Below are 22,541 nucleotides of genomic sequence, written 5' to 3'. Positions count from 1 at the left end.
CAGGAGATGTCGGAATGAATAAATTAGCATTAAAAACCTTTGCGACAAGTGCCAGAAAAGAGCTTCTAAAAAAAATAGAAGCAAAGGCAATGAAAATTGGAATAACAGAAGACAACATAAAAAAGGCAGATATTGAAAGCTCAGATGCCATCTATATAGATGGCAGACAGCTTTCAAAAGAAGAGAAAATTCAAAGAAACAAATTAATTGCCCGAATCAACCAAATTGGTTTTAAACAAGTCATGGAGGAAGTCGCTTATACATGGTTTAATCGTTTTACAGCATTACGTTATATGGAAGTGAATGATTATCTTCCAACAGGTGTTAGAGTCTTGTCGTCTTCAAATCCAAGTAGTGCAGATCCAGATATGTTAAATGAAGCATTGGAGTTGGATTTAGAGGTTGAACTTGATAAAGAGTATATGTATGAATTGAAATTGAACAATAAAACGGAAGAATTATTTAAGTATCTAATAATTAAACATTGTAACGACTTTAATCGGTTTCTTCCTTTTATGTTTGAAACAATTGATGATTATACTGAAATTCTTTTTCCAGAAGGATTATTAGCGAAGGACTCTTTTATCCGTCAAATGACTGATAAAGAGTTTATTCCAGAGGAGGATTGGACTAAAGTTGAAATCATTGGTTGGTTATATCAATATTACATTGCGGAAGAAAAAGATCGTGTAATAAAAGCCAAGAAAAAGTACAGAACAGAAGAAATCCCATTTGCAACTCAGCTTTTTACACCTGATTGGATAGTACGTTATATGGTACAAAATTCGTTGGGGCGTTATTGGATAGAGTCCCATCCTGAACACAGAGATTTGTTAGATAATTGGGAGTTCTATCTTGAAAACCCGAATCCTGAACCAGATTTCGAAGAAAAACTTGCTCCTTATATCAATAAAGAACTGAAAGTTGAGGACATCAAGTGTTTTGATCCTGCCATGGGTAGTGGACATATTCTTGTCTATATGTTTGATGTGTTGTATGAGATATATAGCAAGTGTGGGTATATGGAGCGAGAAATTCCAAGGTTAATAATAGAAAATAACCTTTATGGACTGGATATAGATGATCGAGCGTATCAACTTGCTTGTTTTTCTCTTGTAATGAAGGCATTAGAGTATAATAGCCGTTTTTTAAGAAGTATTGAGCGAGAAGGATTAACAATGAATCTGGCATCCATTCAAGAAACTAATAATTTCTCAGATGATGATATAGCATTTTTAGCAGGTGAAACATCTGGTGAGCATTTTGATAAAATGAAGGGGTTTATCGACCAATTCAAACACGCAAAAGCAATAGGATCACTCATAAAATTAGAATCTTATGATGTAGAATTTCTACGACAACGTTTGACAGTAATCGAGCAACAATCGGACAACTTGTTTGAATTAGAAATGAAGGATCGTACATTAAGTATTTTTAGTAATCTAATTAAACAAGCAATGCTTATAGCTTTAAAATACGATGTTTTTATCACGAATCCGCCATATGCGGGTAGTAAATATTTAACACCAGAAGTAACAGATTATTTGAGGAGCAATTATCCAGATGTTAAAGGGGATTTGTTCTCATCCTTTATTGAATATAGTTTTCAGGCAACAAAAGAAAATGGCCAAATGGGTCTTATGACTCCATTTGTATGGATGTTTATTTCCTCTTATGAAAAACTCAGACAAAAAATTATTAATGACCGTACAATTAGTAGTTTAGTTCAACTTGAATATTCTGGATTTGATGGGGCGACAGTGCCAATCTGTACTTTCACTTTACGAAATTATCGGAGTAAACTAAATGGAGAATACGTCAGACTCTCTGACTTTCGAGGAGCGGAAAATCAACCTATTAAAACGTTGGAAGCTGTTCAACATCCATCTGTTTCATATCGCTATACATTTGACCAAGAAAACTTCAGCAAAATTCCAGGAAGTCCGATTGCTTATTGGATTAGTAAAGAGGTTGTTCGTATCTTTGATGAAACAGAAAGTATGGGTAGTATTATTGAGGCAAAACAGGGTTGTGCAACTGCAAATAATAATAAGTATCTTAGAATGTGGTTTGAATGCAATTATGAGGATATTGGATTTAATTTATCATCAAGAAAAGAAGCAAAAGACTCTGGTAAGACTTGGTTTCCTTATAATAAGGGAGGAGCTTATAGAAAGTGGTATGGTAATCAAGAGTACGTTATAAATTGGAAGAATGATGGGGAAGAACTTTTTAATGATGAAAAAGCGGTTATAAGGAACCCGAGTTATTATTTTAAAGAAAGTGTCTCATGGTCAGATGTAACATCAAGTAGTAACTCTTTTAGGTATTATAATAAAGGATTTATTTTTGATTCTACAGGTCATTCAGCTTTTCCAAATGAAACTATTGATGCTTACCAATTACTTGCAGTTTGTAATAACAAGATTTTTGACTCAATAATAAAAATTCTAAATCCAACCCTGCATTTTCATATTGGTTATTTCAATAACCTACCTAGTGCAATATTGAATGATGAGAAATCAAAAGAGATTGTTAAACAAAATATACGTATATCTATGGATGATTGGGATTCTTTTGAAACCTCTTGGAATTTCATAAAGCATCCATTTTTAAAGTTCCAATCAGATACCGTTCAATCATCTTTTAATCAGTGGGTACAGTTAGCAAAGTTACGATTTAACCAACTCAAAACAAATGAAGAAGAACTTAATCGTATTTTTATTGAAAAATATTCCCTTCAAAATGATTTCACTCCTGAATTGGAAGACAAGGATATAACGATTCGCAAAGCTGACTTAGAAAGAGATATAAAAAGCTTCATCTCCTACGCTATCGGCTGTGCCTTTGGTCGTTATTCACTCGATGAAGAAGGTCTCATTTACGCAGGTGGAGAGTTTGAACCAACTCGGTACAAAACATTCTCTGTGGATGAAGATAATATTTTGCCAATTTCGTCGGGTGCTTATTTTGAAGATGATATTGTGTCAAGGTTTGTTGATTTCGTGCGGGTAACGTTTAGCGAGGAAATGCTTGAAGAAAATCTTGATTTCATTGCTAATGTAATTGGTAGAAAGAGCAATGAAACCACAAGGGAGGCGTTACGTCGTTATTTCTTGAACGATTTCTATAAAGATCATTTACAAGTTTACAAGAAGCGACCAATCTATTGGTTATTTACTTCAGGTAAAGAGAAGGCTTTTAACTGCTTAATTTATATGCACCGTTATGATAAGACAACACTATCCCGGATTCGTACCGATTATCTTCATGAGTATCAAATCCGTCTTGATGCTGAAAAGAAGGATTTGTTGAGCATCATTGAAGGCGATTATTCAACTAAGGAAATTAGCAATGCGAAGAAGGAATTAAAAGTACTGGAGAAAAAGATTGAAGAGCTGAAAGAGTATGATGAATTGCTGCACCATATGGCGGATATGCAAATAGAGATTGATTTGGATGATGGTGTGGCAGTGAATTTTGAGAAGTTTAAAGGGCTTGTGGCAAAAATTTAATACTGTAACAAGGATATACCCATTATGATTGGTGTATCCTTGTTTTATGAAGATTATTGTAAAGGGGTGAAGGGATTGAACCTGAACCAAATTATTACGGCATTAAATAATTCGTTCAATGAACCAATCAATGATGGTGAAAAGCGAAAAATCATCTTTTGGGTGGATAAAGATAAGGAATTTGTGGATGAAATTGAGCAATTATCTATTCCAAATGTAAAAGTCCATTTATTAACGGATAAAAACTACTTTTACACAAAGTATCTCCTTGAGGAAGAGGATATTAACTCCCATTATCTTATCTATACAAATGAAGATGTTAGCGTGGAAGATAATTGGCTTATTGATACGGTTTACTATTCGAAAACATTTTATGCGGATAAGATCTCATTATTATTGGATGATTTAAACATTGATATTTCTCTTCGTGCTGTTGTGAAGAAATATGAGAAGTTTTTCATTAAAAAGCACATTCAAAAACTCAAGTCCTACCAAATCGAGAATTATACAGAAGAAACAATTGAAATAGCGATTATGAGTATTTTATGTAACTTGAAGACACCTGACTTCGAAAACGTCTTGAAGACGGTTCTGATTGAAAGCCTTTCTGAACAAGACAACAAATACATTGAACTTATAGAAAAATATTTTGATAAAGGCGTTTTCTGGAGATATGTATCGTCTATTTATGGCTATGAAAAGGAAGAAAAGTCATTAAAGACTTTATTTATGCATCTAACGGTAACAGCATTAAGTCATTCCATGGATGAAAGCTATTTAGCCAATGTAAAAAGTTTTATAGCTGAAAGAAACAGGCCAAATGCGTTAGTTTTTATTGATCATTGGATGCACCACAAGTCCGATTACGTCCATTATGATGAGTTAGCAGTTTTGATTGAGCAGGAGTTAAAGTTAGCTACAATCATCAATTCAATACCCGTTGAGGCATTTAAACAAGCTGATACTTTTCCGTACTTTGATAAAGCCATCATCATATATATCGCCAATAGCCTGGAAGCCGCTCATGAGGATTATGAAGAATACATAAAGCTCATTAATTTAAGAAGAGTAAAGCACTTCTATGAACAGTATCAATTTATTTATGAGGCATTATTCTACACCGTAAAAATGTATGAGTTTTATAAAAAATACAGATCTGGAATCCCTAAAGTTTCAGCCATAGATATGTGGAAAAGTTATGTAAATGAATACCATGCCATGGATACATATTACCGTAAGTTTTATGTTGCTTATGATAATGAACCAAATAGCGAAATCTTGAAAAAGCTAAAAGTTATGGTGGAAAACCTCTATACAAACTGGTATATGGGGGATTTAAGTTCACATTGGTCTCAGGCTATTGAATCAGACATGAAGGATAACTGGATGCTTCCTGGCATCATAAATCAGCAACATTTTTATAGACAATATGTTGCTCCAAAGGTTCAAAAGGGTGAACGTATTTTCATGATAATATCAGATGCACTACGCTATGAAGTTGGAGTAGAAATTACCGAAAAATTGAACGCAGAGACGATGGGAGCCTGTGAAATAGAACCTATCCTCAGTGTAGTCCCATCTGTTACAAAGCTCGGTATGGCTTCCTTATTACCGCATAAAGCCATTGATTTTGATGAAAGTGCCAGAGTTTTAGTGGATGGTAAGTCATCAAGCGGGCTTGAAAATCGCAAGGTTATTATCGAATCGACTATATCAGATAGCATTGCGGTTCATGCACAAGAAGTGTTTGCAATGAATAAGGCAGGCAGAAGAGAGTTTTTTAAAGGAAAAAAACTGATTTACATTTATCATGACACTATTGATGCAATGGGTGATAAAGCCTCAACTGAAATTTATACGTTTGATGCAGTTGAAAGAGCGATTGAAGAAATATCTACCCTTATAAAGATCATTCGGGATGATTTATCTGGAACCAATATTCTTATAACCGCTGATCATGGCTTTGTTTATCAAAGAGAGGCATTGGCGGAAAGTGATAAAATTGAAAAAGAGGATATCCAGATAGTCGAAGTGAAAAGAAGATATATGCTTTCAAAAGAAAAGCGACAAATGGATGGCATTCTCAACATTAACTTGGATTCAATCATTAAAAATGAGAATCAACTAAATGTCTATGTTCCGAAAGCAACGATTCGCTTTAAAATTCAAGGATCTGGTGTAAACTTCGTGCATGGCGGTGTAAGCCTTCAAGAAGTGGTAGTCCCATTAATTAAATACAAAAATATTCGAAGAGGACAAGCTAACAGTCGTGAAATCGTAAAAGTGGATATCAAACTTACCAATACAACGAGAAAGATCACAAACAGCTTATTCAATTTATCCTTCTTCCAAACCGAAAAGGTTGAGGAAAAGGTTGTGCCAAGAACAGTGATGATTTATATGGCAGATGAAAATGGTGCTGTTGTCTCTAATGAGGAGACAATAATTGGTGATCGTACATCAGAAAACCCAGAAGAACGGACATTTAAACTACGTTTTGCCCTAAAAACCATTTCTTATGATAAAAATAAGCACTATTATTTGACGGTGAAAGACGTGGAAACGGGAGTAATTCTTGAAAAGATTCCGTTTACCATTAATTTGGGAATAGTAAGCGACTTTGATTTTTAAGACAAGGGAGGGAAACCTTTGGAGAACGTACATGAAGTGAATACTTTGGAATTAGATAAAAAACTAAATTCAGTATTTGCAGGTCGTGTTGTGAGAAAAGACCTTACAAAGCTCATTAAAGAAGGAGCAAACGTACCTGTTTATGTTCTTGAATACCTTTTAGGGATGTATTGTGCTACTGATGATGATGAAAGCATAAAAGAAGGGGTTGCAAGGGTAAAAAAAATCCTTTCTGAGAATTTTGTAAGACCTGATGAAGCAGAGAAGATAAAAAGTAAAATTCGGGAGATTGGGCAGTATTCTATTATTGATAAGATTACTGTTCGATTAAACCCGAAAAGAGACACATATGAAGCAGAGTTTTCTAATTTAGGATTAAAGGATGTTCCCATTTCCTCCAATTATGTGAAGGGGTTTGACAAACTGCTGGCAGGAGGTATCTGGTGCATGTTAAAAATGGACTATTACTTTGACGAAGAGCAGAAGAATATGAGTCCATTTAGTATTAGCAATTTGAAGCCAATTCAAATGCCGAATATGGATCTTAACGAAATCGTTGAGGGAAGAAAGGAATTTTCAAAGGATGAATGGATTGACATATTAATTCGTTCTACGGGAATGGAACCTACTCAATTAAATGATCGGGTGAAATGGCATTTACTGTTACGACTTGTTCCACTTGTTGAAAATAACTATAACATGTGTGAACTCGGCCCCAGGGGAACTGGGAAGTCTCATGTTTACAAAGAAATCAGTCCGAATTCCATATTAGTTTCTGGTGGTCAAACCACAGTAGCCAATCTTTTCTATAATATGTCATCAAGATCAGTTGGTCTTGTTGGTATGTGGGATGTTGTAGCATTTGATGAAGTAGCAGGCATAAAGTTTAAAGACAAAGATGGAATCCAAATTATGAAAGATTATATGGCAAGTGGTTCTTTTGCCAGAGGAAAAGAAGAAAAAACAGCATCAGCTTCAATGGTTTTTGTCGGGAACATCAACCAAAGTGTCGACTCGTTAATAAAAACTTCTCATTTATTTGCTCCATTTCCAGAGGGAATGAATAACGACTCTGCATTTTTTGATCGGATGCACTTTTACCTTCCTGGTTGGGAGATTCCGAAAATGAGACCTGACTTTTTTACCGATCATTATGGCTTTATCGTTGATTATTTAGCGGAGTATTTTAGAGAAATGAGAAAAAGATCATTTGGTGACTCTCTTGATCAGTTCTTCAAACTCGGAAATAACTTAAATCAACGTGATGTCATTGCTGTAAGAAAAACAGTATCAGGTATGATGAAGCTCTTGTACCCTCATGGGGAATTCACAAGAGAAGATGTCGAGGAAGTCCTTCAATATGCTCTTGAAGGCCGCAGACGTGTAAAAGAGCAATTGAAGAAAATCGGAGGAATGGAATTTTACGATGTCATGTTCTCCTATATTGATAAGGAATCCATGCAGGAAGAATATGTATCTGTCCCTGAGCAGGGCGGGGGCAAATTAATCCCCGAAGGAATGGGGAAACCAGGACACGTCTATACGATAGGTGTCGGGGAATCTGGGATGATAGGTGTATTTAAACTCGAAAATCAAGTCGTTTCTGGTTCAGGTAAATTTGAAAAATCGGGTGTTGGATCAAATCGAGCGGTTAAAGAAAGTTTGGATACAGCCTATCGGTACTTTACTGCTAACAGTAAAAGCATTAGCGGTACGATTTCCATTAAAACAAAAGACTATCTTATGCATATTGCAGACCTTCAAGGAATAGGTCTAACCCCTCAATTAGCTGTCGCTGAATTAATCGGTTTATGCTCTGGTGCTTTAGAGAAGCCTGTGCAAGAAAGTACCGTTGTTTTAGGGAACATGACTGTAGGAGGAACGATTGAAAAAGTAGAAGAATTGGCAAACATTTTACAGGTTTGTGTGGATGCAGGAGCTAAGAAAGTGTTAATTCCAGCTTCATCGGTTGTGGATTTTCAGACTGTTCCATCGGATTTGTTAATTAAAATTCAACCAATCTTTTATGCAGCTCCCATTGATGCGGTGTTTAAGGCTTTGGGTGTAAGCTAAAGAGAAAAAATTCAATGATAATTAGTCTGAAAGTAAATATGATTATTCAGGTAATACTATTCTACATTTTAATAACAATGCTTGAAAAAGATAAAAACAAGGAGCTCATATACAGAGTTCCTTGTTTTAAACTTAGGGAAATATTGCAAGATTTATAAGATCCTTGATTTTAACTCCTCCGTGAAGAAGCTAGTGTCATAAAGTGAATAGACATTTACATTCACAAATCCTCCAACTTTATCAACCATTTCTTCTCCAATATGATAAGGATAATCAAATACATTTTTCATTTTTATAAATGCATCAGCCTCTTCATTCCAAAGAATGTTTGGTTTTTTCAAACGGCTTTTGAAGACAATTTTTGTAAGCGAAGTATAATGGCTGCTCTTTAATGATTGACAGTATGCATTATCTATTATAGATAGTAATATTTCTTGTGGAAAAATCTCAATATTAACATAGTCTCCCCAAAGGCTACTAAAGTATTCTTCCTCATTTTCTACGAATCCTTTTACCGAACTAGTTAATGATGAGAATTCAATATCTGTTATAAGATGAATTTTCACAATGGAGTCTTTTTTATCAACTGGTAATTCTGCTACTGCCAAGTATTTAACTCTTGAATGACCACTTGATTTTTTTAGCTCTTTAATAAAAGATTGTATTTTAAATTCAGCAGTTTCATAGTCACTCAATTGCATCCTAAGAGTAAATGTAGCCAGATATCTCTCGTCAACGAAATTGGTAAGGATTAACCTTTTTATTTGGGTTAATTCACCAATTAAATTATTCTTCTCAAAATGCATCTTCTCGATGTTAGAGCGGTTTTTAAAATCGTAAATAAAAACAGTTGATCTGCATTCGACTAATTTAGTTTGCTTTCTCATAACTATTGCCTCCTTCTAGCCATTCAATTAAAATCCGCTTTGAAATCTTGATGCGCTTTCCAATTTTGGTTACATGGAAAACACCTGAATTGACTAATTCATAAGCCTGCTTTCTGCCAATTCCTAATATTTCTTGAACGTCGGTTACATTTAATACATCTGGATAATTATCATAGGTCTTGTACATATTCCATTAACTCCTTTGCATTTTCAACATAGTAATTTTCGTATTTGGTCTCACCTAAGAACGCCGAATGATAAGTATCACCTTCCAATAAGGTTGTTTGACATTTATCGAGAGCGTCATAAAACTCATCTAAATTGTCAATTTCTAAAGTGATAGGACTTTTAAGACCATGAGAGTGGAAATATTTTTTCATTCCATTAAGTCTAGGATCAGTAATACCCTTTTTTAAATAGTTTGCAATTTTTTCATTTTCTTCTATATCAGATTTAGTATTTTTCTTGTTCGCCCAACCATAGGTCCAAATACTCTCTAATTCTTCATTTGTTATATTGATAAGATTACAAACCAGATGATAATGAATGGCTCCATGTCGGTTCTTGTCCTGGAATTCTATAACACCTAGGTATTTGAACTTTGGTTGTCCATGTTTTTGGAGATAATAATCAAGACGCTTTTTAAATTCTGCAAATTTTTGATGGCAGGTCTTGATGTTAGTAATATCGAATTCACTAGTTTTCCTAAAGGTAAGTGTTACAAAAGCATATTCATCGGTAAAATTGCACTCTAGCAATCTACGAATCTGTTTGCGAGCTCGATTGATGCTTTTCTTAACATTTGCATAATATTGATCACTGTTGAGATTTGTAGCGGGTTTTCTTCCTCTTGAATATGAATTATTCATAAATGGAAAATTGGATTGTTGAGTGATTTCTACTAATCTGTTGCTGATAGTTGCTTTTACATAATTAGTCATGATGATATCCCCTTATGGTTAAGCAGTAATTTTTCGTCAAATTAATACCTAATTATCAAGTTCAAAATATTTAATGACTCTTTATGAACTTGCCTACACCGGTGTTTATTTGGTTGTTTGTTCATACTAATATTGTATTGCTAGTAATCTTTTATGTAAAAAGTGCACATGTTTTATAGAGAGATTAGAGAGTTTCTAGCGATTGAATATGGAACATCTGCTAATCCTTTGCTTAATGATTCTAATAATTTCTACGAATAGCTCTAGGTTTTGAAATCATTAGAAAAAAGATATATTCCTTTAGCTAAATCAGGATAAAAATGCTAGAAGGTAAGGCGTTACTCAGATAAACATAAATTAGCATGGGTTTGTAATCATGCTAATTTTCGCCTAAGAGGAAAGAAATGAATACGAATGATTTTTTGATTTTTTAATTTAGGAATAGATGGTAGATTTGTTCGTGTGAATAAAGGGAAATGGGATAAAAATAAGAACAAATTGTGACTGTTTTGTGTCGTTTTTGTGACAGTGTAGAATTTCCCCAAGTTTTGCCGGTATATATTATATATGTAGGGGTTTTTTTTATGCGCATGCCTATAAGCAAACAAATGAAAAAGAAAACCTCCTCAAAAAACATGCTCGCTTCATATGCACAGCTGTTCACCTGTACATGTTGAAAACACGAGCAAAGTTTTCACGTAAAGAAAAACATACATAAGCATGTGCAACCATATATAATATATGTCCTTGGGGGAAGTCTGCACTTTTTTTGGAAAGTACCAACCTAACGGCAACCATCTCTGATGCAATGGGGGTAGTGTAGGAGTAAACATATGGCACACTATGTATAGAACTTGCCGACAGGCAACACGGGGTCTGCTGGTGTGCGGCGGCGCCGGCGTTATGAAAAAAGTGAAGTCAGTCAACGAGTTAGAACGAAAATGCTAGAAGGGAACATGGTTTAGCACTCAAATTTTTACACATTCTAATAAGTACAGCAGAATAAAAATGAAATGAATTCTACCTTCTTATTGTGCATATTCAACTTTTTGAACATTTCTCATATTAACATGTGTATTCACGATTTATATTATAATAGAGCAAAAATCTTTTAGTTTTAATAAAATTGCTAGAAGTATGGATATATCAGTTGCCTTCTTTGTTTTAGTAGGCAACTTTTTTAAATTGTGTGAACAAGTTCTCTTCTGGAGCTTTTGTATCTTGTTTGGGATATTTGGGGGGGAGTCGAACAGCAAGAAGGACCAAAATATACAGTGGTGGTAGATGCTTATTGTTTAATGATAAGAGATGCTAGGAAATAATAGTGTGAAATTATGATACATAGTTGGGAGGCGCCATTTTGAAACATCTAAGTAAAATCATCATGACAGCAGGGTTGCTGATTACATTTTTATCTGGAAATCAAGAGGCACTTGCATCATCGAATATCAGCGTTGAAATCAATGGACAAGCTCTATATTTTGATCAACCACCTATGATGGATAATGGTAGAGTATTAGTCCCCATGCGAACAATCTTTGAAGTAGTTGGTGCTGATGTACAATGGGTAGCTCAAACATCAACCGTAAAGGCTACAAAAGGAGATTTAGCGATTTCATTGCCATTAAGTCAAACAAGCAACAATCAACGGGGTTAAAAAGAATTTAGATGTACCCGCAAAATCAATAAATGGACGTACGTTAGTTCCTTTGCGATTTGTGAGTGAATCTCTTGGCTGCAAGGTTGATTGGATTGCCAATCAATCATTGGTATCCATCACTTTTGACGGGGAAGTAAAAGAACAAACGGGAAAAGTTTACCCTGACGGTTGGTAGCACCAGAGTTGAAATCTACTTGGAGTTTAAACCCTGGTACAAATCTTTTGGAATTACTTTAATAGTAACGACATTCCAGAGCAATTCACTGCTAACGGAAGAAATGTAACTACAACATACAGTTCTGCTGATGGAGCTATTACTCTTCATGTTGGTAGAAATAAATAGATATTTATTAAAAATCCAATAAAATAAAAATAGCCTGGTAATTGATTGTGAAAACCATGCTATTTTTATATATATTATTTACGATTCAAGCATCGACTTTTAGTTTTTTTTACATCAATTGAGGTATCTTCTTCTCTGCGTTTTTGAATGTGATTACTGAACAATTAAAATCTCTAAAGTGTACTAAACTACTTCTAATGCACATTAAATGACTATTGTTCAACAAACGGGCCAGATTCTTGAATAAGAGAAGCTAATATGGATATTGCATTTTTAAAGAGGATAGTAGTTAATAAAAGGTAGATGTTTACTAATTATTTTGGTGAAACGGGAGGATAAAATGTCTGAAGTAGGTAAAATTTCAAAGGTTGGAGCAGATGAAAACAGAAGAAGAATAAGTAGTATTATCAAGAATAAAAACAATTCTATTACTTTAACATTAGGGGAAGTTTCAAATTTAAAGCAAATTGGTCAAGGTGGTAATGGGCTTGTCTATGCTGGAATTCAAAACAATGAAGAGGTTGCAATAAAGTTTCTAGTAGAGGATACAAAATCGAGTAAATTAGAACGTTTTAAGGCAGAATATTTTAACGTAAATCTAATAGAAGATCGCACTAACATCGTTAATTATATAAATTATGAAGAAATTCAGTTTGAAGATGGTTATTTAATTCCAGCCATTATTATGAAAAGGTACGACAAGACACTAAAGGAGTTAAGAAATACTTCAGAAATAAGTGAAAAGACCTTTTTGAAATTATTTAAATTTTTACTTAACGCTTTAAAAAAAATACACCAACAAGGAATAATACATAGAGATATTAAGCCTGAAAATATACTAGTGACTAAAGAAACTGACTTTGTTTTAACTGATTTTGGGATTGCTAACTATAATCCTGAGTTATACACATTAAAGGCAAAAACTGAAAGGAAGGAAAGATTAGCGAACTATGAGTTTTCAGCTCCTGAACAAGCAAAGAAAGGTGCTATTCCAGCCCCGTCAATGGATATCTACGCTCTAGGCCAAGTATGCCAATGGTATGTATTTGGAGAAACCCATAGAGGAACAAATAGAAGTAAAGTTACTGATATCTTTCAATCAGACGAGGCAGAAGTTATTGAAATAGTATTAAATAAGTGCCTTTATAACGATCACGAACAAAGGTACCAGAGTATTGATGAGATACTTGAACATATTAAACAAATTAAGGAAGCTAGAAGAGAAATTGACCCCTTTGAAGAGATGTATTTATTAAATGATGTAATTCGAGCTACATGCCCTTCTGTCTCTAGGGGTCTACAATTTGTCGAAGATGAAAAATATATAAAAAGGCTAGTTGAAAATATCAATAAACAATCCTTTAAACGCAAGCTTTGGTTTAATACTGGAATAGGAAATTCTGATTTCAGTAAATTAAAGTATTTGGGTAATAAAAAGATTTTATTGGATTATAGAGAAATAAAAATAAGAGGGATGTGGCTGTTTACCGATAGTGTTTATGATGATTTAATCATGCTTGAAACAGAAGAAAATGAACCTTTTATTATTGATGGAGAAGAAACTTATAATGCACTAATAGTAAATAATAAACATTTAATTCATGGCTATCACCAGAATTCAGGATACATAGAAATTGAGGATGAAGTCTATAGTCTTAGAGAACTCGAAGTAGAAGAACACGATAGGTCAAATACTTATAAATACTATTTCATTGGCACTCAGTATCACTGTTCGATAATATGGCAAAATGATAGTGTTTTAGATGAATTTCAAGAAAAAGGAATAGTGAACGAGAATACAGTTGCACAATTGATACGAGATTTAAGAAAGAAAAAGCATGAAGAAGTGGTATATAGATTATAATACTAAAAGTTTTATTAGGTATTTATAGTTAAATTGAATTTCAACTAACAAGGGCTTATTTTTTGATAAAACAGGAACTACTTTTGCTTGTCTTTTGTATTTTCCATCTTCCACAATCGGACGCTTTTCTTCAACATCACAAATTATGAACAAGCCAAAAATATGCAAGTTTTCATTCATTTTATGCATATTTTTGGCTTTTTTATATTAAAAAAACATACTGTCATAAACAGCATTTTTTAATTGCCAAATACAATTTCGTATAATTACAAAAATGTAATGCATTACAATATTTACCATTTATATAAAAGGTGCTATCGTAGATATGAATATAGACTAGGGAGGGAAATATCTTGATAATAAAAAAACATAATGAAGTACTTAAAGATTTTGCATTTACCGAAAAAAATGTAGCTTTGATCGATGTCAGTTATCTTAAATCTATATTTCAAGCAAGTTACTATGGTGGGGATTATAGGGGGAGTAAATTAGATAAAAAAAGTGTTTATTGGATTAATAAGGAGCTGAATACCCTATTAGACCTTCAGGAATCCGATCGGCTAAATGCTTTGATTAATGGACAAGGATCAACAATGACACTGGATGCACTATGTAGCCAATTGGAATTTATACAAGATACATTACACAACATAAGAGCTTCTTTTATTCAATCGGGAATAACAGAGAAAGAAGAAGGTTCCTGTTATCGAAACAACTTTAATGCTGGTGATCTATCTAGGATAAGGCATCATATTTTATCTGATTTGGTACAATCGCTTGTTTCTATCAATGCGATTGCATATGAAGAAACTATTTCGTCAGTAGATGCTCTAAGTATGATTCGATATATAGCAGCAAACATCCTTTGGATTATAGATGAAGCTTATCATTCTCTTTATTTGGGAGAGCTGACAGAAGAAGAAATTACCGATGTTTTAGAACGGAAGTATGCATGCAGGATGACTGAAAAGTCCACACCTATGCTGGACTTCTCTGTTAATAGTTGGTACAGAAGTTTTGCAAGAACACATAGTTAAATTATAACAATAAGCAAGCTCATCAATTAGTAAGCTTACTTATTGTATTCATTTATGAAGGTAGGACTATTTATGAAACCCAAGGGCAATACAAAAAGAGCTGGAGCTCCACCTGATTTTTGGAAGAATTATAGGACACATTTAGATGTGCCGGAGGACTTAAAGTCCTGGGTATTAAAACAATATTATGACCAAGAAACCTTAAGTGTTTACTGTGATGCTTCCATTAAAAATGATCACAGCTTAATAGGGGTAGCTTGTTCTTATATTTCGAATGGACTTATTGTGGTCAAACAACAATATGTACAGCCTCCCTTATATGGGGAAAATGTTCCCTCCTGGTATGCCGAAATAAAAGGAATCATGTTTGCTTTAAACTTTTTTGAAAAGTATAAAGGGACATGTTCGGAAATAGTCGTCTATTCAGATCTAATAGACATAGAACGGATGTTAGGGGAGGAAATACTTTTCAAAAAGAATATGGAACTCCAAAAGGTCAGAAAAGAGTTGAGACAATTATATAAATTAAAGAAAGCTCGGTATGGTGAAAAACTTCAGATTAATTATTTACCAGTAGAAAAAAGGAAATTCAATCCGTTTTACAGGAGTGCTCACAATGCAGCGAGTAATTTAGTAAAGGGTTAAGCTGATTCAAAAGGCGGCCTGAAAGTTGCATCTATTTTTGAAACAGCCCCTACATACGAGGGTCTATATGATTCAAAATAAAATTTAAAGGAGAATAACCATGAAGGATCGTTCTTGCATTTTCCATGGTGATGACCTGCTTTATGGGTGGCTAACGGGTGCTTTAATTGAATACCATGAGCGGACTTACCTTAAAACAGGTGGACTTTTTTATTTGAAGGAGCATTAATGATGCTCCTCCTATGATTAAAATCACTCAAATGTTTCATCAAAACATGTTAATTCTACATAAAGTAAAATTTCTACAGAAATAATAATGCAAAGAACTCAAATATAGAGATCTTTACTTGTCATGGTGGGTAATATTGCAAGATTGCTAATATTTTATCATTTGGATCTCCTCCGTGTGGGAGGCAGTGTTGTGGAATGAATTTTCATGAGAAACTACAAATCCAACTTCTAAAGTTTCGGCTTTATTATGCAATAGATTGAGTGTTGCTAAAGTTGAATCATATAGTTCAGTTCTTATGGAATGGTAATAAGATTTAAATATCTCACAAATTCCTTTTTAGTCAGTGCACTTAGATAAACAACTTCTCCCCATATTTTTCTGTAAGAGTTAGTATTTAATTCAAAAGGTACTTCTTTGTTAGAGGATATTTTTACATTCTTACTTTCTATGCTAGAAAGATCAGCCATTTCAGATGGGAGCTGTGGTATAACCAAACACGACATATCCAGAAAATTGAAATATTTCTTTAAGTGATTAACAAATGAATTCATTTAATTATTTTTTATCAAAAATAATAATCTCGTAAGAATTCGAATGGAAATTCCCAATTAGCACCATCTAAATGGGGGTTTTTTGTTTTAGGTCATTTGTTATGTAGCTTTTTTACATGTTACAAAAATCGTCAGCACCTCATGTGTGCCACATAAACCCTACACACGTTGAGCATGGAAACATAAAAGAGTAAGGTTTAATAGGTAATTTAATTAAAATAATCAGGTAATAATATCTGTCTATTTATTTTACACAAATTTTACACACTAATAGCGTAGAACCTTATAATATCAATGGTTTCTACGCTATTTCGACCCCGACCACCGGTATTATAGACAGTATGACAAAGCTGTCAAATCAGCGCTTCTTACAAATTGTAAGGAGTGCTTTTTATTTATCACAATACGATTCTTATAAAAATATCGTGTACCTGTCATTGAACAAGGAGGAATAACAAATAGTGAGGCGTACAAATGAATTGTCTGTTAAGTAATAATTATCAATCATTAATACACCAAAAGTAAATAAGGATATTGATTTTCAAACGGCTTCTTCTTTATTTGTTAATGGTTGTTTAATTAGAAATCTAGGGCCTCAAACAATCCAATACTACAGAAATGAATTATCGGTTTTTTTACAAGTTACTAGAAAAAGAGTTTAACCTTCCCCCTACAAAAGACCCAAGCTAGTTAATCTTAAAGTTAGAATGTGAAAGGATAGGTGCTTTACTCCAAAAAGTATTGTCTTATTGAACCGGCCGTGGCAGGAGTTGAAGGGAAGGAATAATTAATTTCTATATCGAATCAAGTAAGAAATGGTTGTGTTATAACCACTGGAAGATTATATAAATAGAAGGCATTTAGAATGCTTAGGGGGAGAATATGGAATCTAAGCTAATTATCATACGAGGAAACTCTGGTAGTGGAAAAACAACGACTGCGAAAAACCTCCAAAATCATTTGGGGCATGGAACGCTATTAGTTTCTCAGGATGTCGTTCGCCGTGAAATGTTGAAAGTTCACGATAGAGAAGGGAACCTTTCAATTGATTTGATCCGTCAAATCGCAGAATATGGTAAAGATAATTGTGAATTTGTTATTGTAGAAGGAATTTTGTATAAAAGTCGTTATGGTGAAATGCTGAATAACTTAATCCAGTTCTATAACCAAAAGACATATACTTATTATTTTGATTTATCCTTTGAGGAAACAGTCAATCGTCACAACTCTCGTTCGAAAAAGATGGAATTTGGAGAAGATTCTTTACGTGCTTGGTGGAATCCAAACGATTATCTTGGCGTAGATGGAGACACATTATTGACTAATGATATGTCACAGAACGATGTGTTGAAACTGATTATAAATCAACTGCAAAAGTAATTATTTGATTTGAAATGACGAATTGTAATCTTAAGTGCAACACCTAAGATAAAGTAAAAGAAGCCCATAACGACCTCATGTAAAATGTAGTTATCACACAACATTTGAACTGAGGAAATCGTTATGAGCTACACACTCTTACCATATCAGAACGCGCAAAAATAGATACATTACTCGAACTGGGATATTCGTTTAGAAAAATTGCGAATCAATTAAACCGACAACCATCTACTATTTCGTGTGAATTAAAAAGAAATGGTGATTATACAGTTGCACATGCACGTTATCGATCCAATAAATCTCATTGTGGAGCTAAATCAAAAATGTACTCCTGAGTTAAAACAAGTGGTTCAAAAAAAGTTACGAGATACTTGGTCACCCGAACAAATTGTAAGTCGATTGTATCAAGGACAGCTAAGTTTTAAAACAATCTATCGTTGGATTTACGATAGTCTATTAGAAGTACCCATGACTGTTCTACGCCAAAAGGGAAAGCATCAAAAATCTCGTGAAACAAAAGGCCGCTTTAATATCGGTACAACTATTTGAAAACGCACCAAAGAAGTTCGTAAACGTGAAATCTTGGACATTGGGAGTTAGATACAGTTGTGTCTAGCTGTGGTCAGGTAAAGGGCTGTATAGCAACTTTCATTGAACGCAAAACACAATGGTATAAAGGAATTTTAATTCTGAATCGTTCAGCAACATCAATGGAAAAAACAGTAAAACTGTTCATGAAAAGTTGCCTAGATGAATTGAACAAAGCACTAAACTTAATCAATAATCTTCCAAGAAAATGCCTTGGATCGAAAACTACACACGAGGCGTTTCAGGAAGAACCGTTGCACTTAATTTATAAAAATGTAAAAAAATAAAAACAATATTTACAATTATGATATATTTAAACATAGATAAAAATTATAATTAGGGTGATATGATTGGAAAAAGTGTTAGTCATGGGTGGTACTGAATTTGTTGGCTTGGCAATTCTAAAGGGGTTAATTTCGAAGGGATATCAAGTAGATTTTTTAACCAGAGGAATTAAAGAAGTAACTATTCAAGGCTATAATAAACATCATATTTGTGATAGACAGAATGAGAATGAATTAAAAAAATGTTTAAGTGAGATTCAATATGATTATATATTTGACATTTCAGCTTATTCACGAAAGGATGTAGAAAGTTTATTAAGATCGGTAAAGTTATCTCAAATAAAGCGTTACTGTTTTTTAAGTTCAGGGGCAGTTTATATCCCATCTGAAAAACACCTTGATGAAAATAGTGAACGAGGTAAAAACGCAAATTGGGGCAATTACGGACTTGAAAAAAAAGAAGCAGAAGATTATCTTTTTGAATTGAACAAAAAATTCAATTTTCCAGTGGTCATATTCCGTCCTTCATATATTTATGGTGAAGGAAACAACCTTTATCGAGAGTCCTATTTTTTTCAAAGAATTTTAAATAAGCAACCATTACCTGTTCCAAATACAGGTAAATCAAAAACACAGTTTATTCATATTAATGATGTGGTTGGCATTATTTTAGATTCAATAACAAATGATAAAACCATTGGAGAAGCATATAATTTAACGCATCCAAGAGAGTTTGATTGGATAGAATTTGTTGAGATAGTACAAAGAGTAGTTTCAAAACGTACGAAAATTTTAGGTATAAGCCAAGAAGATATGGAAGAACTTGACGTACTACCTAGAAAATTTTTTCCTTTTAGGGATATTACCTACTTGATGAATATAAATAAACTAAAAGAGCATAACTTGCTTCAACCGTGTATAGATATTGAGGAAGGGCTTCAATTAAGTTTTGAATGGTTTTTAAAACAAAATATTAAAGAACAGTTTCATTTAATGAAGGATTTAGAAAGAGTATCAAATTATTGTTAACAGAAACAATTTTATTTATAAAAATAAATTTTATTCACCTACTGGTTGCTTTATTGAATAAACAACATCCAAGACCAATAATATTGTACTGAACCCCAAAAGTTATAGATTTTTAGTCTAACCTTTGGGGCGCGCATCATTAGCGACCTTTAACTGGATAAGTTAATAAGCTGTCCAACCGCCGTCTGCGGCAATAATCTGTCCATTCACAAAACTTGCTTCATCTGAGGCTAAAAAGATGGCTAGGTTCGCAATTTCTTCTGGCTCTCCGGAACGTGGATTAATAGCCATTCCTAATGCTTGGCGACTTGCACCAAATTCACTCATGTTCGTCATTGTAGAGCCAATATTTGTATTAACACCTCCAGGGGCGATTCCATTACAACGAATATTTTTATTCGCATACATAAATGCAGTGTTTTTTGTTAGTCCTACGACGGCATGTTTAGAAGCGGTATATGCAGCACCAGCACGTGCGCCGTATAATCCACCAGCAGAAATGTTATTAACAATTGTACCGTAACCTTGCTCTAAAAATAAGTTTACGGCAATGCGCATTGACTTCATGACAGCTACTGTATTAACAGAAAATACTTTTTCCCACCGTTCGTTTGAAATTTCACCAACAGGTTCCATTCCATCCATAATGCCAGCGTTATTAACAAGTATGTCTAATTTTCCAAAGGCTTTCTTTGTTTCAGCAAATAACTGCTCTACGTCTTCTTCGGAGGCTACGTTTGTTTGCACAGCAATGGCTTCTGCGCCTGATGCTTTGATAGTTTCTGCTACTGCTTGAGCACCTTCTAAGTTTAAGTCCGATACAACAACTTTTGCTCCTTCTTTTGCATAACCTTCCGCAATTGCTTTTCCCATTCCTGATGCGGCACCTGTAACGATTGCTACTTTGTCTTTTAGTCTCATTCGAAGGCTCCTCCTTTTATTGTACATTTGTTCAATAAAAACTATAATACATAATAGTAAACGTTTACAATAAGCAAAAAAACGATATATGTTCAATAATTAACACAAAGCAGGAGATGTGTTTAATAAGAGGTGAAAAAAATGTCTCAGATCGACTTACGTATTGTGAAAACAAAGGAAGCATTACATAATACATTGCTAGAGTTATTGAACGAAAAAGCGCTGGAAGATATCTCAATTTCGGAAATTTGTAGAAAGGCAAAAATAAATCGTGGTACATTTTATTTGCATTATAATCAAATTGAAGATTTATTTGAGGAGTACTTCAAAGAAATTACAGCTGATTTAGCACGTTCTTATCAAGAACCTTACCGACACGTATCGGTTTTAAAAACGAGTGAATTAGAACCTTCTACGATCCGTATTTTTCATCATATCGAAAAATATAAATCTTTCTATCGCATTATTTTTTCAAAAAAGGTCCCTTTAAGGTACTATTATTTATTGTTCGAGAAATTAAATCATTTGTTCCTTCAGGATAAAGAGATGTCCTTTAAAGAAGGCATCAACTATCAACTCTATTGTTCCTACCAAGCAAATGCCATTATTGGCATGATTATTCATTGGTATCAAAATGATTTTTCTTATAGTCCAAGCTATTTAAATAATCAGCTCGTTCAATTTTTAAATATGAAATAAATTGGATTCTTGAGAAAAGAAAACATTGAGGAAATGATGTAGCTTATATCGTGTCCTAAATTAACTAAATCTCCTGTTATTTTTTGTACTCCAGGCACATCTTTGAAACTTTTAATTCGTTTACTGATATTCGATTGTTTATACCCAAATCCAACTGCAGCTTTTACGGTTTCTTGTCATTCCCACGCATTAAAAAAGTAGCGCCGCAGTTAAAGCAGGTCTAGAATAATATTCTGAATTTAATGAATTAAATGATAAATCACACTGAAAACGTGGTATAATTTCCTTGAAAATAAGTGATCGAACAGGGGGGCTTAAAAGTTTTCCTCTTTAATGAAGCTGTTAAGTACTCAGCTCCATTAATTCAAAGCGGGTCTCGACTGTTGTTGCAAAAGAATGGACCTTAAGATTAATGAAAAGTGGGGCTTTCAATGAAACATCATGTAGGTGGAAAAATAGGATTATGGATCATCGCTTTATTTCTATGTGCTCATAATATTAGGTTTGATGGATTCTTCAGACTAAAAATCTACTTACCAGGAGGTTAAATCAGATGAATGAATTAGCAAAACAATTAGTTCGTTACCATATATGGGCCAATCAACAGCTTATCAGTCATTTAAAAACACTCCCTTCAGAATTGTTTCATACAAAGGTGGAAAGTGTATTTCCCACTCTAGCTGAAACATTTGGTCATATCATTTCAGTGGATTACGTTTGGTTGTCTAGAATAAATAAGGAGAAACCGAGTAAGATTCAAAAATGGACCTTCCAGACCGTAGCTGAAGTAGAGAAAGCATTGAGTGAACTTAAAATGAAGTATAAACTTATGTTTCAAAAAGAAGACGATATTACAAGAATGGTTTCATACAAGAATACAAAAGGGGAACTCTTTACCCAAACGTTATTCGAACTGATTCAACATATCGTCAATCACGGGACTTATCATAGAGGCAATCTTGCAGCCATGATTAGACAATTGGGCTACCAAGGAACATCAACGGACTACATTACATTTCTTAGAATACAAAATTCGTAAGGAAGATAGCTTAAAACTAAAAATGAAACAAGGTAGCATTAGATTTTAAGCAAAATGTGTTAAGAAAGAATGGTATAAAGGAAGAGTAGAGGGTTCCTTAAAGAGAGTGACCCTGTAATTATTTGGATTGTCAACACTAAACTGGACAATTTTTATAAGGTCTTTTTCTTGTATTCGATTGGTGTTAAATAGCCAAGTGTTCCATGAATCCGAATGTTGTTA

At 33.7% G+C, this 22,541-nt stretch carries 15 protein-coding genes and 2 pseudogenes; 13 read left to right on the top strand and 4 right to left on the bottom strand.

What is annotated here, in order from left to right:
* The first annotated feature begins 14 nt into the window (after window positions 1–14).
* Genes pglX through brxL form a run of 3 tightly spaced genes read left to right on the top strand, consistent with a single transcriptional unit; the run spans window position 15 to window position 8,219 of the window.
* Window positions 15–3,515, top strand: a complete 3,501-nt coding sequence (pglX, locus tag G4D61_RS16485; RefSeq protein WP_163174460.1) for a BREX-1 system adenine-specific DNA-methyltransferase PglX — start codon at window positions 15–17, stop codon at window positions 3,513–3,515.
* 39 nt (window positions 3,516–3,554) lie between these two features.
* Window positions 3,555–6,146 (top strand): BREX-1 system phosphatase PglZ type A, encoded by a 2,592-nt coding sequence (gene pglZ / locus G4D61_RS16480; RefSeq protein WP_367613792.1) that lies wholly within the window; start codon window positions 3,555–3,557, stop codon window positions 6,144–6,146.
* Between the two features lie 18 nt (window positions 6,147–6,164).
* Window positions 6,165–8,219, top strand: coding sequence for a protease Lon-related BREX system protein BrxL (gene brxL, locus G4D61_RS16475; protein WP_163174458.1), 2,055 nt, complete (start codon window positions 6,165–6,167; stop codon window positions 8,217–8,219).
* Between the two features lie 152 nt (window positions 8,220–8,371).
* Here brxL and G4D61_RS16470 read toward each other — a convergent pair whose 3' ends face one another.
* The 3 genes from G4D61_RS16470 to G4D61_RS16460 are packed head-to-tail and all read right to left on the bottom strand — an operon-like array spanning window position 8,372 to window position 10,047.
* Entirely contained in the window at window positions 8,372–9,106 is a 735-nt protein-coding gene (locus G4D61_RS16470; RefSeq protein WP_163174457.1) for a hypothetical protein, read from the bottom strand.
* The gene (locus G4D61_RS16465; protein ID WP_163174455.1) at window positions 9,090–9,293 is read right to left on the bottom strand and encodes a helix-turn-helix domain-containing protein; all 204 of its coding nucleotides are present in this window, start codon (window positions 9,291–9,293) and stop codon (window positions 9,090–9,092) included. Before G4D61_RS16465 ends, G4D61_RS16470 begins: the two co-directional genes overlap by 17 nt.
* The gene (locus G4D61_RS16460) at window positions 9,277–10,047 is read right to left on the bottom strand and encodes a rolling circle replication-associated protein (RefSeq protein WP_163174453.1); all 771 of its coding nucleotides are present in this window, start codon (window positions 10,045–10,047) and stop codon (window positions 9,277–9,279) included. Before G4D61_RS16460 ends, G4D61_RS16465 begins: the two co-directional genes overlap by 17 nt.
* A gap of 1,384 nt (window positions 10,048–11,431) precedes the next feature.
* Here G4D61_RS16460 and G4D61_RS18645 point away from each other — a divergent pair.
* From G4D61_RS18645 to G4D61_RS16425, 8 genes and pseudogenes are all read left to right on the top strand, one after another.
* Window positions 11,432–11,882 (top strand): annotated as a pseudogene (locus G4D61_RS18645) (copper amine oxidase N-terminal domain-containing protein).
* A 508-nt stretch (window positions 11,883–12,390) separates the two neighbouring features.
* Entirely contained in the window at window positions 12,391–13,914 is a 1,524-nt protein-coding gene (locus G4D61_RS16450) for a protein kinase domain-containing protein (protein ID WP_163174451.1), read from the top strand.
* A 353-nt stretch (window positions 13,915–14,267) separates the two neighbouring features.
* On the top strand, window positions 14,268–14,951 hold the full coding sequence (locus tag G4D61_RS16445; protein ID WP_163174449.1) for a hypothetical protein: 684 nt from the start codon (window positions 14,268–14,270) through the stop codon (window positions 14,949–14,951).
* A gap of 54 nt (window positions 14,952–15,005) precedes the next feature.
* Window positions 15,006–15,596 (top strand): hypothetical protein, encoded by a 591-nt coding sequence (locus tag G4D61_RS16440; protein WP_163174447.1) that lies wholly within the window; start codon window positions 15,006–15,008, stop codon window positions 15,594–15,596.
* Window positions 15,597–15,696: 100 nt separating this feature from the next.
* Window positions 15,697–15,825 (top strand): hypothetical protein, encoded by a 129-nt coding sequence (locus G4D61_RS18385; protein WP_268978391.1) that lies wholly within the window; start codon window positions 15,697–15,699, stop codon window positions 15,823–15,825.
* Window positions 15,826–17,261: 1,436 nt separating this feature from the next.
* Window positions 17,262–17,759: a kinase gene (locus G4D61_RS16435; protein ID WP_163174445.1), complete on the top strand. Its 498-nt coding sequence runs from the start codon at window positions 17,262–17,264 to the stop codon at window positions 17,757–17,759.
* A gap of 143 nt (window positions 17,760–17,902) precedes the next feature.
* Window positions 17,903–18,634, top strand: a pseudogene (locus G4D61_RS18640) (IS30 family transposase).
* A gap of 72 nt (window positions 18,635–18,706) precedes the next feature.
* Window positions 18,707–19,660: an NAD-dependent epimerase/dehydratase family protein gene (locus tag G4D61_RS16425; RefSeq protein WP_367613793.1), complete on the top strand. Its 954-nt coding sequence runs from the start codon at window positions 18,707–18,709 to the stop codon at window positions 19,658–19,660.
* Between the two features lie 162 nt (window positions 19,661–19,822).
* Here G4D61_RS16425 and G4D61_RS16420 read toward each other — a convergent pair whose 3' ends face one another.
* The gene (locus tag G4D61_RS16420; protein WP_163174441.1) at window positions 19,823–20,581 is read right to left on the bottom strand and encodes an SDR family oxidoreductase; all 759 of its coding nucleotides are present in this window, start codon (window positions 20,579–20,581) and stop codon (window positions 19,823–19,825) included.
* 141 nt (window positions 20,582–20,722) lie between these two features.
* Here G4D61_RS16420 and G4D61_RS16415 point away from each other — a divergent pair, with 141 nt between their 5' ends.
* Together G4D61_RS16415 and G4D61_RS16410 are read left to right on the top strand one after the other, a co-directional pair.
* On the top strand, window positions 20,723–21,280 hold the full coding sequence (locus G4D61_RS16415; RefSeq protein WP_163174439.1) for a TetR/AcrR family transcriptional regulator: 558 nt from the start codon (window positions 20,723–20,725) through the stop codon (window positions 21,278–21,280).
* 553 nt (window positions 21,281–21,833) lie between these two features.
* Window positions 21,834–22,319, top strand: a complete 486-nt coding sequence (locus tag G4D61_RS16410; RefSeq protein ID WP_163174437.1) for a DinB family protein — start codon at window positions 21,834–21,836, stop codon at window positions 22,317–22,319.
* Window positions 22,320–22,541: the final 222 nt, after the last annotated feature.

Origin of the sequence: Heyndrickxia ginsengihumi, assembly GCF_011008565.1 — a bacterium.
GTDB lineage: Bacteria > Bacillota > Bacilli > Bacillales > Bacillaceae_C > Weizmannia > Weizmannia ginsengihumi.
The sequence above is the reverse complement of the archived record's forward strand: the minus strand, read 5'-3'. Positions and strand labels throughout refer to the sequence as shown.